Annotated in this window: 14 protein-coding genes; 13 read left to right on the top strand and 1 reads right to left on the bottom strand. The window is 58.6% G+C overall.

Going from position 1 to position 18,124, the window contains the following annotated elements:
* Nucleotides 1–64 precede the first annotated feature (64 nt).
* The 7 genes from VLA65_RS20750 to VLA65_RS20720 all read left to right on the top strand — a co-directional run bounded on the left by VLA65_RS20750 (nucleotide 65) and on the right by VLA65_RS20720 (nucleotide 6,206).
* Nucleotides 65–424 carry a hypothetical protein gene (locus tag VLA65_RS20750; RefSeq protein WP_332603610.1) on the top strand — a complete coding sequence of 120 codons (360 nt, stop codon included), beginning with the start codon at nucleotides 65–67 and terminating at the stop codon, nucleotides 422–424.
* A gap of 240 nt (nucleotides 425–664) precedes the next feature.
* Nucleotides 665–1,099, top strand: coding sequence for a putative quinol monooxygenase (locus VLA65_RS20745; RefSeq protein WP_332603609.1), 435 nt, complete (start codon nucleotides 665–667; stop codon nucleotides 1,097–1,099).
* A gap of 200 nt (nucleotides 1,100–1,299) precedes the next feature.
* The gene (locus VLA65_RS20740; RefSeq protein ID WP_332603608.1) at nucleotides 1,300–1,698 is read left to right on the top strand and encodes a hypothetical protein; all 399 of its coding nucleotides are present in this window, start codon (nucleotides 1,300–1,302) and stop codon (nucleotides 1,696–1,698) included.
* Nucleotides 1,699–1,813: 115 nt separating this feature from the next.
* Complete coding sequence (locus VLA65_RS20735; RefSeq protein WP_332603607.1) at nucleotides 1,814–2,503, top strand: hypothetical protein; 690 nt, start codon at nucleotides 1,814–1,816, stop codon at nucleotides 2,501–2,503.
* Nucleotides 2,504–3,176: 673 nt separating this feature from the next.
* The gene (locus VLA65_RS20730) at nucleotides 3,177–4,160 is read left to right on the top strand and encodes a DUF6414 family protein (protein WP_442880358.1); all 984 of its coding nucleotides are present in this window, start codon (nucleotides 3,177–3,179) and stop codon (nucleotides 4,158–4,160) included.
* Nucleotides 4,160–5,374 (top strand): PIN-like domain-containing protein, encoded by a 1,215-nt coding sequence (locus VLA65_RS20725; RefSeq protein WP_332603605.1) that lies wholly within the window; start codon nucleotides 4,160–4,162, stop codon nucleotides 5,372–5,374. The genes VLA65_RS20730 and VLA65_RS20725 overlap by 1 nt, the downstream gene beginning before the upstream one ends.
* A 502-nt stretch (nucleotides 5,375–5,876) precedes the next feature.
* Nucleotides 5,877–6,206 (top strand): hypothetical protein, encoded by a 330-nt coding sequence (locus VLA65_RS20720; RefSeq protein ID WP_332603604.1) that lies wholly within the window; start codon nucleotides 5,877–5,879, stop codon nucleotides 6,204–6,206.
* A 4-nt stretch (nucleotides 6,207–6,210) separates the two neighbouring features.
* Here the strand turns inward: VLA65_RS20720 and VLA65_RS20715 are convergent, their stop codons facing one another.
* Nucleotides 6,211–6,753 carry a hypothetical protein gene (locus tag VLA65_RS20715; protein ID WP_332603603.1) on the bottom strand — a complete coding sequence of 181 codons (543 nt, stop codon included), beginning with the start codon at nucleotides 6,751–6,753 and terminating at the stop codon, nucleotides 6,211–6,213.
* Nucleotides 6,754–6,864: 111 nt separating this feature from the next.
* Here VLA65_RS20715 and VLA65_RS20710 point away from each other — a divergent pair, with 111 nt between their 5' ends.
* From VLA65_RS20710 to VLA65_RS20685, 6 genes are all read left to right on the top strand, one after another.
* Complete coding sequence (locus VLA65_RS20710; RefSeq protein ID WP_332603602.1) at nucleotides 6,865–7,815, top strand: hypothetical protein; 951 nt, start codon at nucleotides 6,865–6,867, stop codon at nucleotides 7,813–7,815.
* 432 nt (nucleotides 7,816–8,247) lie between these two features.
* Complete coding sequence (locus tag VLA65_RS20705; RefSeq protein ID WP_332603601.1) at nucleotides 8,248–9,630, top strand: SIR2 family protein; 1,383 nt, start codon at nucleotides 8,248–8,250, stop codon at nucleotides 9,628–9,630.
* Nucleotides 9,624–11,810: a hypothetical protein gene (locus VLA65_RS20700; protein ID WP_332603600.1), complete on the top strand. Its 2,187-nt coding sequence runs from the start codon at nucleotides 9,624–9,626 to the stop codon at nucleotides 11,808–11,810. The genes VLA65_RS20705 and VLA65_RS20700 overlap by 7 nt, the downstream gene beginning before the upstream one ends.
* A gap of 489 nt (nucleotides 11,811–12,299) precedes the next feature.
* Nucleotides 12,300–12,677, top strand: a complete 378-nt coding sequence (locus VLA65_RS20695; RefSeq protein WP_332603599.1) for a hypothetical protein — start codon at nucleotides 12,300–12,302, stop codon at nucleotides 12,675–12,677.
* A 159-nt stretch (nucleotides 12,678–12,836) separates the two neighbouring features.
* Nucleotides 12,837–15,119: a patatin-like protein gene (locus tag VLA65_RS20690; RefSeq protein WP_332603598.1), complete on the top strand. Its 2,283-nt coding sequence runs from the start codon at nucleotides 12,837–12,839 to the stop codon at nucleotides 15,117–15,119.
* A 1,734-nt stretch (nucleotides 15,120–16,853) separates the two neighbouring features.
* On the top strand, nucleotides 16,854–17,885 hold the full coding sequence (locus VLA65_RS20685; RefSeq protein WP_332603597.1) for an NADPH:quinone reductase: 1,032 nt from the start codon (nucleotides 16,854–16,856) through the stop codon (nucleotides 17,883–17,885).
* The last annotated feature ends 239 nt before the right edge of the window (nucleotides 17,886–18,124 follow it).

Below are 18,124 nucleotides of genomic sequence, written 5' to 3'. Positions count from 1 at the left end.
TGGCTGTCGACACGAAAGGTGACCGCCGTGAACACGGGGTCGCCATAGCGCTGTGGCGTATGGAATGCGATCTGAGGACCATGAGACGGTCGAAGCGGCAGCGTTCGCGCAAATCCACTGGCAGAACCTGGCCAACTTCGGCGTCCTCGCACTCGAATTCACCAATGACGCCGACCACGATCGTATCCAGCAAGGCGATGTGCTCCTGCTGACAGACATCCGCGAGGCGCTCGTGACCGGCAAGGCGATCCTCCTGCGCAGCGAGACCCGCGATGAGGTCTACCTTGTGCGTCACCGACTATCGACGCGTCAGGTCGACATGCTCCTTGCAGGTGGCCTCATTCCCTGGCTGCGCGAGCGAAGAGCGCGGGACGCCGGCGCAGTGCCGCGCGGGTCGGAGGATGATAGTAGACCTCGTCAGTAAGGATAGCCTCCGGCCGCGAACGTGGCCTTCTGCCGTCTTCCCGGCGGACGCTGATTCCTTCCAACAGGGGGAGTAGCTGCGGGTTGTGCCCGTTCTGGCCGGGGGTCGGAATCTCGGACGTGGGCGGTCCCCGGCCGTCGACGGCCAACGCGATCTTGCCGCTCGGCCCTCCCTCGGACCGCCCAATCCCTTCTCCGCATGGCGTAGAGGGAGTCGGATCTCGGCGCGTGAGGACGATGAATGTCCGCCTGCGGCGTTTTCTTTGGGCCCAATTCCAGTCGCCGGAGGCGAGAGTTTGGTTTCTTCCCTGCACTGGCGGTTGTTGATAAGTTGGGCGGACGTTCGGACAGCGATCAAGAGGAGTACTCGATGCCTATTTACCAGACCGCGCACTATCAGGTGAACGCGTCAGCTGTCGACAAGGTCCTGGCCGCTATTGAGAAATTTGTCGACTACGTCCGTCAGAATGAGCCCGGCACCCGCTTTTATTCTTCCTGGCAGCAGAAGGATGACCGGACCCGATTCGTGCATCTGTTCATCTTTGACGACGAGATGGCACACGCCTCTCATGGCCAGTCGGAGGCTGTGAGAAAGTTCGAATCCGTGTATTCGCCGGAACTGGTCGGCGGCCCAGTTGTCTTCACTGACTATGAACATGTAGCCACCAACCGGTAGCCGGGGGCTCTGTTGCTGCTGCTCCGGCCTAGACGGGCATCCCGTTCATGGTTTCCGGAGCTGACATCGACGCGACGATGACCGCTCGGATTCCGGGCAGAGGCAGGGCCTGCACTCCATGCGTTGGCTGTCTGGCGTCCAGGACCCATCCCAAATACAACTCTTGAGTTGTAGAGCCTGTGTGATTCTCGATGGATTTGATGTGGAATGTTGACGTGGGTGGTATCGCGCATTGTGACCGTGATCCCGTCACCGACAACGTCCAAGAAAAAGATGGCCCTTTCGCCCACCTTGAGTTTCCCGATGCCCAGCAGGGGAATCTCCTCGGTGTCCATCCTGAGAACCGATGCGCCTGCCGTTCGGTATGCGGCTTCTGGGCCTTGGTCCGCTGGCAGGCGCGTGAGGCCTGGGGAGTTGCCGAGAGCGATCCGGTAGAGGGAGCCTGTCGATGTGCGGATGGCAAACGTTCCGGTGTCTGTGTCCGTCAGTTCCTCGATCCGCACCATGGCCTGATTCTACGTTGGAAGGGCACGCGGGAGCCGCCGGGGGATTGGTGGAATCCGTTGAGCTGGATTTGGGATCTGGAGGGAAATGGCTGAGGGCCCCGCAGCTCCTGGCTGCGGGACCCTCAGTAATCCATAACAGGGAACCTGCCCCTGTCTTCCCTTACAGTTTACTACCATGGCTAAGTCTGAACCAAAGAGCATCGAGTCCGTGCTGCTGCGGCGGTTGAGCAAGGCCCGGCTTGCACCCTACCTTGAAGCTGCCGGAAGCCTGCAGGATGCGGTTCACCTGTACCGATGGAACATCCGGCTCTCGGGCGCGGCATACGAGGCACTCCACATTTTCGAGGTCGTGCTACGTAATGCCCTCGATGAAAAACTGTGTCTGTGGAACGCAACCCAGACCAACCCGAAAACCGGACAGGCCCACTCCGCGGACTGGCTCCTGGACCCGTCGGTGTTGGTAGAGCGAATTGTGGGCAGGGACATTCCCGATGCCAGGTCGCGGGCGGGCAGATCAACGCGTCTGCGGCCGAAGCACCTGCGCGAGCCGCTGCACGAAGATCTTCTTGCGGCCATGTCGCTTGGCACGTGGCGGTTCATGCTGCCGGGCCGTAAGGATGCCGGGAAGCAACTGTTGTGGGATCAGGCACTGAGTTCGGCCTTCCCGAACCTGAAACGACCGGTCCATGAACTGGAACGGGCGGTGGAGGGCGTGTATCGCCTGCGCAACCGTGTCGCGCATCTTGAACCTCTGATCAACAGTCGAATCGAAGCCCAGCTCGCCAACATGCGGACGGTCATCGGCGCGATTGATCAGGACATGCTGTCCTGGTTCGCCTCCGTCGAGAAGATCGGCCAGACCCTGAAAGAGCGCCCGACGGTCAACCGCGGCCACTGACATCCCTGTACGTCACTTGAAGGCAGTGCTCGCAGGCTGGCCAGTGACAGCCAAGGCCTTGCAAGCAACCATTTACACCAAGGCCAACGATCCCAAGGCGGGGAGTAGTGTCGCAGCGGTCTCTGAGCGAAAAATGGGGTGTGCACAATGTGCACACTCTTGCCGTCGGACTGGGCCGTACCGGGGCCGGACTGGCCCGTACTCGGCATGTTTCCGGAACTTCCCAGTGTTTCCGGGGCCCGGAATGCGGTTCGAGTCCCACCTCGGGCACAATGTTGTCGCAGGTCAGAGGCCTATTTGGCCCCTGACTGTTGACAAAGCTTGACTTTTTCCAAGTTTGGTTTTTGGGGCCGGCGGGGAGCAGCCCCGTCCTTAGACGACTCGGAACTGGCTCGGTTGGGCACCTTCAAAGATGACGCCTTCCCCGCCAGTAGTCTTGCTTCGTGGGGAAGTTTGAACATGCGGACGCCAAGATGTGGCGAACTCGAGACTTGAGGTCGAAACGACTTGTGGTCGACGGTAACATTGCCCGCCAGCTCAGTGGATGGGGTGGAAGGTGCCGTCGACAGTCCGGAGCCCTCAAGGGGCACGCGCAGAGACTGGGAATTGCGAGAACGCTGATCCTGCCTACGACTAGGATTCCTCTAGCGACTATGTATTGGGGGGCATCAGCATGGCTAGTTATGAGTCACGGCCGCGAGAATTTTTATATGTAGACACTCAACGGGTGAAATCCTTCCTTGCGCATATGGACGGAGGGCTTGTTGAGCAAACCAAGGCCGGCCACACGGACAACGTCAAGGCTGACGCCCAGGCAAAGCTCCTGGGGTTCGGCGGTGGTGGCGGCTACTCCCACGACTGGAAGCGCGAAGAGCAGAAGTCTCTCCAGGACGTTGTTTTCTCCCTGTTCGAGGACTCTGCAGACGAGAACGGGTTCATCACCGACGCCACAGATGATTACTACGATCCTGCAAAATGGGCCGATGGCAGCATTCAGGACGACCTGGAACCGGCGCAGCTGGTTCGGGTTACCTGCGAAGTGCAGATGCTGGACGGTGGGCTGTTCGAGTCACGACTTGAGCGGTTTCTTTCGATGGCAGACAACTTGGCACGCCTCGGATTGAAGACGGACGAACTCAAACCGATGAAGGGAAAGTCGGTGGAGAAGCAGAAGGAGGAACTTCTGCGAAAAGCTCGCAATGGAGTTCTTGGAGGTTCCACGGAGAACGACATCAAGGCCATGTCAGGGTTTGTTCAGTCCTTCTTGGGTGACGACATAGCAATGCGAGCGCTCCCCTGCGGCGAGGAATATCTCGAATACGGCTTCAGCGGCGCGCTGCTGAACAGAGCGGACTACATTCAGAACGAACGGGAGCACCTGTTCAGCCGGTATGGCACGTACATGAGCAACTGGACCTGCGTTCTCCAGGTCGCAACGGTCCCCGTGCAGGAGGAACACAAAACGAAGGTCAGTGACGACATGAACTTCATGCTCCCATCGGGGACGATCTCACGGGCAGCAACTGAGCGCGGAGCGAGCGACCTCCTGGGTGTCATGGAGGGCATCGGCTTGTTGGACGGTCCGCGCTGGCCCACCGTGAGCGTTACGCCGCTTGGCATTTACAGGGACGTTCCCAAGGCAAAAAAGAAGAACTAATGCCAGCAAGTACAGAAAAGCCAGGTCCTGACATGTCAGCCCAAGACTCACAGCGTGTAGAAGCAACAAAAAGGGGCATCTTTGACGGGTTTGAAGGCTATAGGACTGCCACCCGGGATGACCACATAGAAGTCCTGCGGCAAGGACTCGTCGTACTGGACACCAATGTTCTCCTAGACCTATACCGCTATGGGAAGCAGGGACGAGACGACCTGATTGCCGCGCTTCGGGCAATCGGGGACCGACTGTGGGTACCTAATCATGCAATGGTCGAATTCTGGCGAAACCGCGAGGGAATTCTCAAAGATCCCGGCGGAACTGCCGTCCTTGTTAAGACGCTTGGCTCCAGCACGGAAGCCATTGTCAAGGCTCTCGACCTTTGGGGTAAGCAGAGATCTCATCCCAGGGCGACCGTGGAAGAGCTGACTGAGGAACTGACCGAGTGTCTAGACGGGATCAAGGATAAAGTAACCCAGCTTTCGGAAGAAGAGACGGAAACCTGGGCACGCGACACGTCAAAGGACGATGTCTTGCTCCAGCTTGAAGATATTCTCCGAGGGAAGGTGGGCGACCCCCTAGACGAGAGTGCTTATGAGAAGGCGCTAGTCGAAGCAAAACGGCGCGGCGACAACCAGTTGCCACCCGGTTATTTGGACGCTAAGAAGCCCGAACCGGAATCTGCGGGTGATTACCTTGTATGGGGCCAACTTCTAGTCGAAGCATCCCGAAGGAACCTTGATGTCCTATTCATCACGCGTGATGCCAAAGAGGATTGGGTCCGAAAAGAGGCCGGCGAGATTCGTGGACCGCGAATTGAGCTGATAAACGAGCTACGTGCCAGAACCGGAAGAAATTTCTACCTTCGAACGCCTGCTCAGTTGCTGGCCTTGGCGAAGGACTCGCTGAACGTCTCCATACATAAAGACTCAGTTGAAAATGCCAACCGCCTGAGCAGAGAGCTCACTGCTCGGGAGAGTCTTGTCTCCCAGGGCTGGACACACTCCGCCGTCGACAAGATCCTGCAAGGAGAGGGTTGGGACTCGTTCCTTTCGAAGCTGTATGGGCTCGATCCGATAGCTGGAACAGCACTGAAGTTAGCGTCGCTGGCCGAGGGATGGATAGACGTACGCCTTATGGAAGAGATGGGCGTTTGGTACCAGCGGCGACCGGCTCCAGTCGATAGGTTCCACCATCCAGAACCTTTTAGCGCATGAAGTAGGGAACGGAAATCTGGCTGAGCGAGCACTTACGCTGCTCGAACCTCACTACTACGACATGGACCAGGAAATCGTGGCCTACCGAATCCGCCCCGAGTTTCTAGAGCCCATCCGCCTCTCCGCCATGTTTGCTGAGCGACGCGAGGGAAGCTCACTTCTTCCTGATGGAAGCCTCAGGTGGTGGTTCCTCAAGAGTGACGCGAACAAGTTAGATTTCCTGTGGAAGTCTGCCGTGGACAAACGCTGGTCCGAGGAGGATCCCCACAATGATAGCTAGCGAGCATGCTTAGGCGACTCCATCCTCTCGAGGCCCATTCTTTGGCTCGCACGACATCCTCTCGGAGGACCATGATCCGCCCCATTATGGGGGTCTTCAAGCCGCTCAACTTACCTAGCGCTTGCCACTTGTAGATAAGTTTGGACAGTCCTACCCAAAATCACCGCATCCTCCTTGACCTTGTAATGGTTGTTCGGGACTGCTGAAGGTTTGATTGAAAAAGTGTCAATCAAACCTTCAACAGTCCCGAAGGATGCGACCGTCAACGAGCAGAGGGCGGAAGTTACCGCGATAAACGCCAGAAGCATCGCTGGCTTGATTGATTCAATTAGGGACGAAGATGAGGCAGCAATTCGCCTCGACGAAATGCTTATTTTGCGCTATCTGGGGTCTGACGGCAGGAGGAGGACTATGGTCCACAAGCTCAGTGTCCCCGAAATGCAAATCTTGGAGAAGCATCGGGCCATGCTTGATAACCCTGCTTCAGCAATTCAAAACCTTGCGCTTCTTATGTATGGCGACGGTGAAGAAGCGATCGGACAGCTCCAATAGATCCTCAGCTTCTGCTGTTCTTGGATTCCTTAATGCCGATTTCGCGCCGCACAGTGTTGATGAGGTTGCGAGAGTGCTTCCTATGCGTAGGCATAGTTTCAGGCAGTGCGCCTGCCCGGTTCACGGCAGTGGTGATGACGTGTCCGTAGACAGCCGATGCACTGTTGACGACGTCCTCCGGAGCGATGATGGACAGGTTATCGAAATGCGCCCGCGCTTCTTTCAGATGACCTATGTGCTTTCGTGTCGCGTTCGTGAGCTTTTTTGCTCTAACTGCACCATCGAGAAGATCACGCATGCGAGGTTCGTGCTGACTGGCAGTATGCAGGGCCTCTAGTGCTTCAAAACATGCCCTTACCAGTTGAGCCGCCTCCAATCTGACTTGGTCATGCCAGCGTCGTTCATCGTCCCGCTTCGCCTTGCGCTTATCTATGGCGATTGCCACGAAGGCGGTCAGAGCCACGCCACCGAGCGTGAAGGCGGATACTCCCCACCACGGGGCTGACTGCGCAGCGGCTGTGGTGATAAGGATCAAATCGGTACGCACGGTTCCTCCACAAAGAAAAATTGGCCCAAGTCAGAATACGTGTGCCGGGCTGTCCTGTGGGACCCTCCAGCTAACGTGAGACGGTAAAGTACGCACAAAGGGGGAGCCGCATTGTCAGCTATTGAAGCCATCGCTCAAACGAAAGCCGGGCTGCGTCAGTTGCGACTGATGATAGCTCTCATAGAAGTCGGGCCGATGAATCAGGATCGTCAAGTCGATATTGGCCGGCTTTACGAAGAACCCGAGCGATGGGATTTGGAGCGCGGGGTTATCCACAGCGACCTTGAAGCACTGAAAGACCGAAGCTGGATCATGTTTTGGCCCACGATAGAAGGCATTGACTCAGTGCGGGTCGATCAGCCAGGTATTGATGCTGTCGTTGAATTCGGAGAACTCAAGCGCGACTCACGGCGCCGTACGCAGGAGATCCGCGACGCCATCCTCAACTGGCTTTACGATCTGTATCTCAGTGACCGTCATGCTCTAGCCATTAGCGAATTCCTCAACAGCTGGCGAGGAAACTTCCTTGGTTTGCCCTATACAGAGGGTGAGCTTGACCGTGCGGTTCAGTGGCTCCGGGATGAGGAGTATCTGGACGGGCACGGCACCTGGGGTGGGGAGCTGCTTAGACCCAACATCACAACCAGGGGCATACGAACGATCGAGACGGGACAGTCCGTCAACAAACTACTTACTTCTGCGGGGGTCACTGTGAACGAAGTTCATGTTCAAGGATCACAAGGCGTGAATATCGCCGTTGCCAGTTCCAACTTCACTCAGTCGAACACTCTTAGCCAGGAGCAGATTGAGCAAGTTGAGAAGATCCTCGGTTCCGTTCGCGCCATGCTGTCCCCTGGAGTACTTGGAGTTACGGACGAAGTCGCAGCTCAAGGCTCAGTCGTTGCGGTGGAGATTGAGCAAGAGCTCCAGTCGCCGACGCCTGGAGCTGGCAGGGTAAAGGCGCTGCTGTTCAAGCTGGCTGAGCTGGCTGCTACCGGCACCATCCAAGGAACAGTTGACGCCTTGAGCATGATGATTCATCAGGCTATGGGGTCCATGTAGGCAGTGTGGTCGTTAGAAAAGTTTGGCTGCTTCTCCCAAGCCAGTCCTCGGGAGTCACGTTCAACTACTTCCTCATCCTTGCCGGTTTCCAGTCCGAGAAGCCCGAGGCTTCGGGACCGTAGGTCCTTGCCAGCGCCAGCGTCTGCGGCGCCCTTGGCCCTTCGAAGTTTCATCACGTGCCGACATCTGAGTGGTTTCTGTCAGTGGTCACGTCGTCCCTGGCTCAACTGAGACATCAGATGATGCCCCGCTACGGAACACAGGCGCCAGACCGGGCAGCCGACAAAACATGAAGCCGGCCAGGTTCAAGCGTCGATCATCAGCTACCCACTGCTGCCAGGTCAGCCACACGCCATCGGTTTTCGAACGGAACCCTGGAGCGGGGTAGTTTCGTTTCCCGCAAACGAGGACGGCTCGTGGGACCATTGCCTGATGTGGATCACTCCCGATGTGAATATTCCAAATGGTCTGTTAGAGGCGCATCGTGAAAACCGGCTCGTGGTCTTCGCAGGCGCGGGAGTTTCTGTTGACCAGCCGTCAGGGCTTCCACTCTTCGAGCGCCTCGCTCATTGCATCGGCGAGCAGACCGGGCATGTCCCTAGTGAGATTCAACTCAAGAATCCGGATCGTTTTCTTGGCGATCTGTCCGAGCACACCGACGTCCACCGGCTGGCATCCAACATCATCGGGAAGGATTCCTCCAGCCCGAACGCCCTCCATCATGCCATCCTTCGACTGACAACCGCCGGGGACGGCAATCCACGGATCGTCACCACCAATTACGACCTGCATCTGTCGACGGCCGCGGACCTGGAAGAGATCCGGCTTCAGCGCTTTGACGGGCCGGCTCTGCCCATGGGCAATGATTTCTCGGGGATCGTCCATTTGCACGGTTCGCTGGACCAGGACCCCCGCCGTCTTGTCTTGACGGACAAAGACTTCGGGCGGGCTTACCTCACCGATGCATGGGCCGCGCAGTTCCTTCACCGCATGTTCCGGCAATACACCGTGCTGTTCGTTGGCTACAGCCACTCTGACATGGTCATGGAATACCTCGCTCGGGGTCTTCCAAGAGGGACGGAAAGATATGCCCTGACCCGTGATGATGAAGTTTCCAAGTGGCGCCGGCTGGAGATCCACCCAATCGCATACCCCGTCGCCGCAGGCGAGCAGCACACAGCCCTCAACGAGGTCGTAATTGAGTGGGCCGAACGGGCGGACAGCGGACTACTCAGTCAACGGCAGCGCATCTCCGACCTGGTCAACGGCCCACCACCCGAGGATCCAGTCCGCGCAGACTATCTCGAAGAAGCGCTTGCCACGGAACATACGGCCGCCTTCTTCACTGAATTTGCCCGAGGCGAAGCCTGGCTGGCGTGGGCCGAAACCCAGCACTCATTCAAGGCTCTCGCCACAGACACGCAGTCCGCTCTTTCGCTGGTTCTGGCCCGATGGTTTGTAACGAACTTCGTCATGCTCGAATCCGAGACGCACCGGGCACTTAGAACGGTTCAAATCTTGGGCGGACGGATCGGACGAGTCCTCTGGTCCGAGATCGCGCTTGGGTTATTCCGGAGCAAGGAGGTGCGACCTTCAACGTTCAAAGCCTGGGTAGCCCTACTACTGGAAGCTGACCACGACAATCAATCAGGCCTCCTTTTTTACCTCCTAAATTCATGCAAATGGCCAGGCGACAGAGCTACGGCTCTGCTCTTGCTCGGTATTTCACGACACCGCACATTACGATGGCTCCAGCCTTTCCAGCTTTTGGAAACCAGCAGAGCCAGTGGGAACACCAAGTCAGGCCTGTGGTGAACGTGTACGGTGACCACTACTGGCTTCCCGAGGCATGGGAGACAATCTTCAAGCCGCATCTTGCCGAGATGGCGATGGACATCAACGTCCTGGCAGACTGCAGCCTGCGACGGGCCCATTGCTTGATGGTCAGTTTCTCCGCCGCGAGCAACGATTGGGACCCGGATTCGTTTGCACGCTCCGCCATCGAACCCCACGAGCAAGATCGGCACCCGGACCCAAAAGGGCTGATCATAGATATGGCCAGGGATAGTGTTGAGTACCTGTTGGACCAGCACCTGGAAATCGGCTCTGGGGTCGTCGCGTCCTGGGCCAGGGCCGAGTCGCCCCTTCTCCGTCGGCTCGCCGTTCACGGCTGGAGCCACCGAAAGGACAAGTCCAGCGAAGAGAAGGTGACCTGGCTCCTCACTGATCGTCGATTGTTCGACGACGGGGCGAAACACGAGAACTTCAGGTTGATAAAGCTGAACTTCGCAGGCTGCTCCGAAGCATTGCGTAACCGGGTGGTCGAAACCGTCGTTCGAGACACGCCTCAAAGCGAATACCGCGACTATTCCATCTATAATTTCCTGATCTGGATCTCCGAAACTGGTCCAGAGTTGGAGAGCGTTGCGAAAGCTCTGAGGAGCATCTGCGAGGAGCATCCAGAATACGAGCCAAGTGAATACCCCGATTTTGATCACTGGGGAATGTCCGGCTCTGTGGTCTCAGCTTTCCCCCTCGCGGCCGACGAGCTCCACCAGCGCATTCAAGAGGATGCGGGATCCGCCTTGGGCGATGTCGTTGCTTTGTCGTCGTATGAGCAACCAGGCCGCTCTGGCTGGCAGGATGCCTTGGAGTGTGTTTCCACGGCTGTGGTTCGGTGGCCTGAGGACGGAAAACTCCTGCTAACTTACGCAGACGACCTCGAAACTGTCCCCGAGGAAGAGGGGCTCTGGCGCGCGGTGATCGACGGTTGGACTAGGGCGGCCCTTGACAACGATCAGTGGAGATCCGTCCTGGACACACTGGAAAGGCGTCCAAAAGGCGCGGATATCAACCACGCCACGGCCCGGCTGCTCGAAATCGGCGCCCGCCGTGGCGACAACGAGATACCACCAAACCTGAGGCATGAGGCCCGCCAGCTTGCCCGATCCATTTGGTCGGACATTACGGACACTGACCTCCCCGGCGTCTCGGGAGACGGCTGGTACGGCCCCGCACGCTACGGACGGGCTGGAATAATCGCCGAATTCTGGATTCACTCGATTTCCGGTGACTGGAGGAGCGCTGGAGACAACTGGTCCGGCTTAAGCACCGAGGTCAAGAATGAACTTGACTTGATGATTGCCGACGACGGGCCAAGAGGAGCAGCGGCCCGAACCATCTTTGGCAGTTATCTCCGGTTCTTATTTGGAGCCGATGAACAGTGGTGCGGGAACATCCTGCTTCCGCTGTTCAGCTGGAGAGCAACGGCTGAGGCTGCCGCTCAACAAGTATGGGACGGGTATCTGCAGGGACGAGGCGGGTGGAATGACCGGCTATTGGACCATGGACTCCTCGATCTCTTGGTGAACGAAACGCCCCGTGTCGAAACTCACCAGCCGGTACTCGTCGCTCATCTCTGTGCACAGCTAGCCGGAATTGCCCTCAACAGCAAGACGGACCCGGTCGGTACCGGCTGGCTGCGCAGATTCATCTCCCTTGCAAGCCCAGTAACAAGACACCTCTGGGCCGGCAAGGTACGGGAAAGCCTCTCAAGAAGCCCATCAGAGCTGGCCGAATCACGCTGGAAAACCTGGATAAGGACATACTGGGAACAAAGGCTGGAAAGCGTGCCAGTACCGCTGAGTCCAGCTGAAGCGGCGGAAATGGCAGGATGGACGCCGTACTTCACAGAATCATTTCCCGAAGCCGTCAGACTGGCCACCTCGTCCAGGGCAACCCTGGCACCGAGAGCCCACGTTGTTCACGGCCTCATCCATTCAGACGTCCTCAAAAGACACCCGCACGATTCGATCGCCCTGCTCACACATCTGCTCTCACATACGCGGCTCGGAGAAATCGAGCCCGACTACCAGCTCGAAGACTGCGTCACGGTCCTCCGAGAGAACACGGATTCCCTAAACCTTATTCCTCTTGTAGAAGCCGCAATCGGGGCGGGATATCAAAACGCCGCCTCGTGGCTTGCAGGCGGTTGAGATCGCAACCTCATTTTTATTGTGAATGGCGGATCAACCCCTGGGGGTTGAGCAGGTTTAACCATTCGACGACTACTCAACTTCAGGGTTTCTTCCACGATTGAGACCTCTGTCTCAATTGATCAGAGGTCGTTGGCGACACGGAAATTGCTCTTGACAGCTTTGCAGCCTAGGTCCAGATTTAATCTCAACGTCTTGAATTTGTCCGATTTGCGCGACAACTCGCGCGACTCGATTCTGGGAATTGGCGCAAGCCATTCACCTGCAGACATACAAGGAATTGGCCGGCCTACTTAGAGGCTGCGCCAAAAAGCGATCACTCGAGGGTTAGTAATGACACTTTACTCCGTCGCGCCCCAATACCGGGACCTTGGCAATGGACACTACATGGTAGGTACGTGCCAAGTTGACTCGGTCTCCCGCGTAGCAAAATTGCATGTCGATGAAACGTGTACCAACAAGCTCTTCGGTTTCACCGGTGGAGCAAAAATGATCTACTTCGATCCCCACGGAACAAAACTAGGCGAATCTCCAACCGGTGCATGGGGCATCAATCAAGCCCCGATCATCGGCGCGAACCATCGCCCCTGTGATCTTGTGGACACTGCACCTGAAGGGGTCGGCTTGGTAATTCTGAGCCAGTTCTGGGCACCTAAGGTTCGCTTCAATGAAATCCTGACCGGGGTCGAGCAAGCAGTGAAAGATATAACGACAGCAATCGTCTACATCGAGCAGTTCTGTCAAAACAACCCCACTCTTTGCTCGTGGGTCACCAACGCGGCTTCAGGACCTGTCCCCGGCGATGCCGGCGGAGGGGACGGCACAGCCACAGCAGTCAGCGAGAAAGAATCCTCAACCGTCAATTAGCTCGGAATCTCAGATCTCGGTATTGACTCCGGGGAAACCACGTCCGTGGTAAATGCCGAGACTGCCATCACCCGGTCATCCGGAAGCAACTGCGGTATCCGCAGGGCCAGGTGAGGCTTCCCAAGGGCAGTAACGTCGCTTGACTCTAGGAGGAACATCATGGCGGATGGGCATCCACTGGAACTTCGTTTGGCTCTTGTCTGCTACGGCGGGGTATCGCTGGCCGTGTACATGTACGGCGTAACCCGAGAAGTAGAGGAATTGCTCGTAGCCTCCCGGCTTCTAGAAGCAGGACGGTCTGATGATGTGAAAGGCACCGTGAGGCACTCCTACGTGAAGGCGCTGAAAGCAAGGGCCGCTTCCGGAGGCACGCCGACGCGTGTCATCGTCGATGTCATCTCCGGCACTTCGGCCGGCGGCATGGACGGGCTGTTTCTGGCTAAGGCCATCGGGGCAAACCTGTCCCAGGAGCCGCTCAAAGACCTGTGGCTCAACGAGGCCGATGTCGGCAATTTGGTGACTGGCCACGGCCCCCTCGTGTTCCGGCTGCTGGGGTTCGCCGAAAAGCTCGTGACCAAGCCCAGCGCCGCGCCGCTGGACGGACCCGGCATGATCAAGCTGATCTGCCGCAGCCTCCAGGCCATGGACGCGGAACCGATCGGATCAGAGGAGGTGAAGCTACCTCTCATGCCCGAGGGACAGTCGATGGATCTGTTCGTGCCGATCACCGACGGCCTCGGCTACAACCGGTTCCTGACACTCATTCCCGGAGGCATGACGGTCCACGATGTATCGCACCGGCACGTGATGCATTTCCAGGCCCGTTGGGGAGACAAGGCCAATAACCAATTCACTAAGGGGGGCAACGGGGCTTTGGCCTTCGCGGCACGCGCAACGTCCAGCGTTCCCGGCGCCTTTCCCCCCGTCACCATAGACGGCTTTGAGCACACGTTAGATGGAGTGAAAGGTATCGACTTCGACAAGGGCAAGTTCATTGAGGACTTCTTCGCCGACTACACGACCTGGGAGGATGACCCTTGTAGCTCGTGGTTCATTGACGGTGGGGTCCTGGACAATACCCCCTTCGACCATGCCATCAATGCCATAGAACACAAACGGGCCGGAGCGGAGGTCGAACGCCACCTCGTCTACATCGAGCCGCACCCGGTTCCCCCACTGCAGAAGGGAAACACGGCGGCCAGCCCGCCGAGCTGGCTTGAAACCATCATCGAGGCGGGACCGTCGATCCCGTTGCACCAACCCATCCTGGAGGGGCTGATGCGACTTCGCCATCGAAACGCACGAATCGAACAGATCTCCGGCCTTACAGTTGGCCTCTTGCCCAAAATCCTGGAAGCCGTCAAAAGTGACATCCCAGGGCTGTCCGCAGGAACAGACTATGACGACATGTGCACGGTTGAGGAGAAACTGGCCAAAACGGCCGCCACGGGGTTGGGAGACAGCCTGGAGGTCTACCAGCAGCTACGGTTGGAAGCGGTCGCCCGGAACCTGAGCGCCATCATCACCCGGGCCTTTGACTATTCCAATGAATCAAGTGCCGCCGCTTTTCTCCGCGGGGTCCTGCGGTACTGGACCCGAACGAAGGCCGGCGCCGGCGACGGCTTCGGGGATCTGAAGGAATTCTTCGATGACTACGATCTTCCTTACCGGGAACGCCAGCTGCTCTTCCTCATTCAAAGACTCAACAAACTGTACGGACCAATGCAGGGCATGCCCTCCCGGGATCAGATTGACCGCGCGAAAAACCAGGTCTACGACGCTCTGGAAACCCTCCGGAACCTGCCCGGCACGCCTAAAGCCACAATAGTCGGGGCGGCTGACGCGCTCTTCGACGACAAGACCCTCAAGAAGGCGCCGTCGCTCGATCCTGAAGCGTTCGTCACCACGAACAAGGACCTGCTGGGCGGCTTTCTGCAAACCTTGGCACCATCCCTTGGCGGCGGCATGCACGAAGTCGCCAGCAAGTTCTGGAGTGATTTCAGGGAGCTCATCGAAGACTGGCCCTCGGACGTCCAAGTTGATCTCCTGGGCAGTTACGCAGGATACGCGATGTGGGACGCTGTAGCGTTCCCTCTCCTTGCCCTGTCAGCCATTGAGCAATCCACCCTGATCCAGGTCGACCGGATCAGCCCGAAGGATGGGGCCCCCGCAACTGGGCGTCCGAAGCTCAAAGGCACCGGACTCGCAAATTTTGCGGCCTTCTTCCGGAAAGACTGGCGGGAAAACGACTACATCTGGGGACGGCTGGACGCGACGACCCGCTTGCTGCGGCTGGTCCATCCCGACATTAGTAACGAAGACATAGCCGATGCACTTGAGGCAGTCCTCGACGAGGAAAAGAGTCTGAGCGCATTGAAGGATCCAACCCTCAGGAAGGCCTTGGACGAATCCATTGCAAAACTAAAGGGACCCGTGGGTTGAACTGCTCCTCCGAAAGATGGACTGAGAAACTCAGTTCCGACTCCGGCGACACCACGCTCACGGGCCTGCGGTTCAGCCATTCGACGGCTGGCACCCCGGTCTACCCCCCCAAGTAACCCTCACCCCCGGAAAGACAGTGTGTTGCATCGTCCCGGACCACACCGTGACTTTTGCCGAAGCCCAGACCGGGTAGTGGCCACACCGTCACGGCAGCAGCCAAAGACACGGGCGGCAACGACATCGCCGACACCGTCACCGTGGCGGTCCTTCCCTTCTCGATCATGACTCGTACGAGCAGGTGATTGCCGTGTTGGAGCTTCTTATGGAGCGCGGTCCGCAGCCTGGCGGGCCGATTGTCGATCGGCGACGAACGGATCCAGATCGCCTGACCCGGCAACCGGTTCCTGCATGTTTGAACACCTTGGTTGTGTTCGGAAACGGGTTCAAAAGTGGGAAAAGAGGGGGTGTTGACAGTGTCAACACTTTCTCCGTCGGACTGGGTCGTACATCGACCGGATTGGCTCGGATTGCCTAGGTTTTCTGGACTTCCCTGTGTTTGAAAGGGCTGGAATGCGGTTCGAGTCCCACCTCGGGCACAGCATTCCCCCTCGTCAGAGGGGTTTTGCTTTAATGTGTGGACATTGACCCTCCGCGGGTCCCCCTGACGGTGGCCGCGGTCTGTGCCTGGCGCCGCGGTGGCCTGGGTGGCGGGGTCAGGGTCTTGGCTGCTGGCCCCTCCGCATGCTGGAATCTAGGGTTTTTGTGTCGTCCCCTCTTGCTGTTTCCGTGGCCAGTTGTCGGCCGTCAATGGTTCATGGGCACCGGTTGTGGTGACGACATGTCAAAAGCGGATTTTCTTCGAGGATCTTCCGAGGGTAGCTGCTTTCTGCGAGGCAGGCAGAGTGCGCTCATCGCGTGTTTGTCCGTCCAAAGGGGTGTGCACATTGTGCGCACCCTTTCCACGGGCGGTTCGTCGGCCTGCATATTGGTCCCTTCCTCATGGTTCTGCCTTCACTACTTCATGCAGTTCTCTGTTTCAGACGACATGACTTTGTGGCTTAGATCGTCGGTGTCGTTGGACGTTCCAGGTTCCGCGGGAACGTCTTTGGGTCTATCTGCGGCTGTGGCGTCCGGTCCGTCGACAGAGTCCGGGTGTGTGGGATCCGGACTCTTCTTCCTGGGGCGGTCCTGGTTTAGTTGAGTCATAAGACTTTTCCATAGTCGGACGCGCGGCTGTCGCTTTCCTCCCATGCATAGGGTCAGTGCCGTTCCCGCTAGGAAAGGCGCCCCGGGCAGACTTGCGGTAGCCGAGGCGGCTGCAGCGGCTCTCAGGTTCGGGCCGGTCACCGACGGTCATCCGCTGAAAACGGGAACACGCACGCTGGCGGCACTGGCGTCGTGGACGAGGTAGCCGGTCGCTGCTGCGGGCACGGGATGTGTCTGTCGGATTTGTGCGTCGTTCAGATAGCGGAGTCACCGCTGCGTTTGAGTGTCCGGAGTGCAACTTGGGGAACCGGGAGCGGTTCAAAGTTTCGCGAGGAAATAGGCGACTGAGGAGCGCCGAACGAAACTTTGGATCGTGAGCGGCGCATAGCGCCCTGGTTGCGCGGAGGACCCGCCCAGCGATGATGGGTAACAGAATGACTAACAGCGAAGTTGTTTCTGGTGGTCTTGCCCGCATCTGGTCCGGCATGCGCCGGGAATTTTCGGTCGGGGCCAGCGTTGGGTCTGAGTATGAAAGCAATCGTGTACCGTGCCACCGGCGATCCGTCTGTTCTCGAGCTCGTCGACCGTGAGATCCGCCAGCCGGGGCGCGGTGAGGCCCGCGTGCGGATCGCGGTCTCTGCGGTGAACCCCACCGACTGGAAGTCACGCCGCGGCGCCAAACCGGGGGAGCCCTTGCCCTTCGCGGAGGTCGTGCCGAACCAAGACGGCGCCGGAGTCGTGGACGCAGTCGGACCCGGCGTCGAGCATCTTCACGTCGGTGACAGGGTCTGGCTGGCCTTGGCCGCTTACCAGCGGGCCGACGGCGGGACAGCACAGGAATTCGCCGTCCTGCCGGCCGAGCGGGTCTTTCCATTGCCGGAGAACGCCGGGTTCGACCTCGGCGCAAGCCTGGGCGTTCCCGCGATCACCGCCCACCGGGCCTTGACTATCGCCGAGGACGGCCCGCGGCGGCTGCGCCCGGGAGCGTTGGACGGCAAGGTAGTTCTCGTCGCTGGAGGGGCTGGCGCCGTGGGCCATGCGGCGATCCAGCTCGCCAAGTGGGCCGGCGCCGTCGTGATCACGACCGTGAGCGGACCGGCGAAGGCTGCGCTGGTCACGGCCGCCGGCGCCGATCACGTCATCAATTACCGCGAAACCCACGCGGCCGTGGAGATCCGCCGGATCGCTCCCGAGGGCGTTGATCAGATCGTGGAGGTGGCGCCCGCGCAGAACGCGGAACTTGACCTGGCAGTGGTCCGCAACCGCGGCTCTATCGCGGTTTACGCCAACAACGGAGGCGATCAGATGGGCCTGGACGTGCGTAGGCATTTCAGCCTCAATGTCCGTTACCAGTTCGTGCTGCTCTACACCGTTGGCATGGCGGCGGTGTACGCGGCCGCCGAGGACATCAATGCGGCCATCGCCGACGGCGCCCTTCCGGTGGGAGAGGCGGCAGGCCTGCCGCTGCATCGCTTTGACCTGGCTGACACGGCTGCGGCCCACGCGGCGGTGGAAGAGAGCATCGTCGGCAAGGTGCTCATCGATGTGTCAGCGGGTTAGGCGATAACGCTCCGGGGGCCTCGCAGGGGTCATATTGAAAGGCATCCAGACAAGTACCTGTTGGCGTACGCTGTGCGAAGCGCCACATTTTGGAGAGACTACGGTGAGAAGTGAGTAATCGACGGGCTATCGGGTTCTTGATCCATGACAGCGTGACAATGATCGATGTTGCCGGGCCCGCTGATGTGTTTCATCATGCGAATGCCTTTGGGGCCCATTACGACACTGTCTTGGTTTCC

The organism is Arthrobacter sp. S2(2024) (assembly GCF_036662515.1).
Taxonomy (GTDB): Bacteria; Actinomycetota; Actinomycetes; order Actinomycetales; family Micrococcaceae; genus Arthrobacter.
This window is presented reverse-complemented; position numbering and strand designations above follow the sequence as displayed.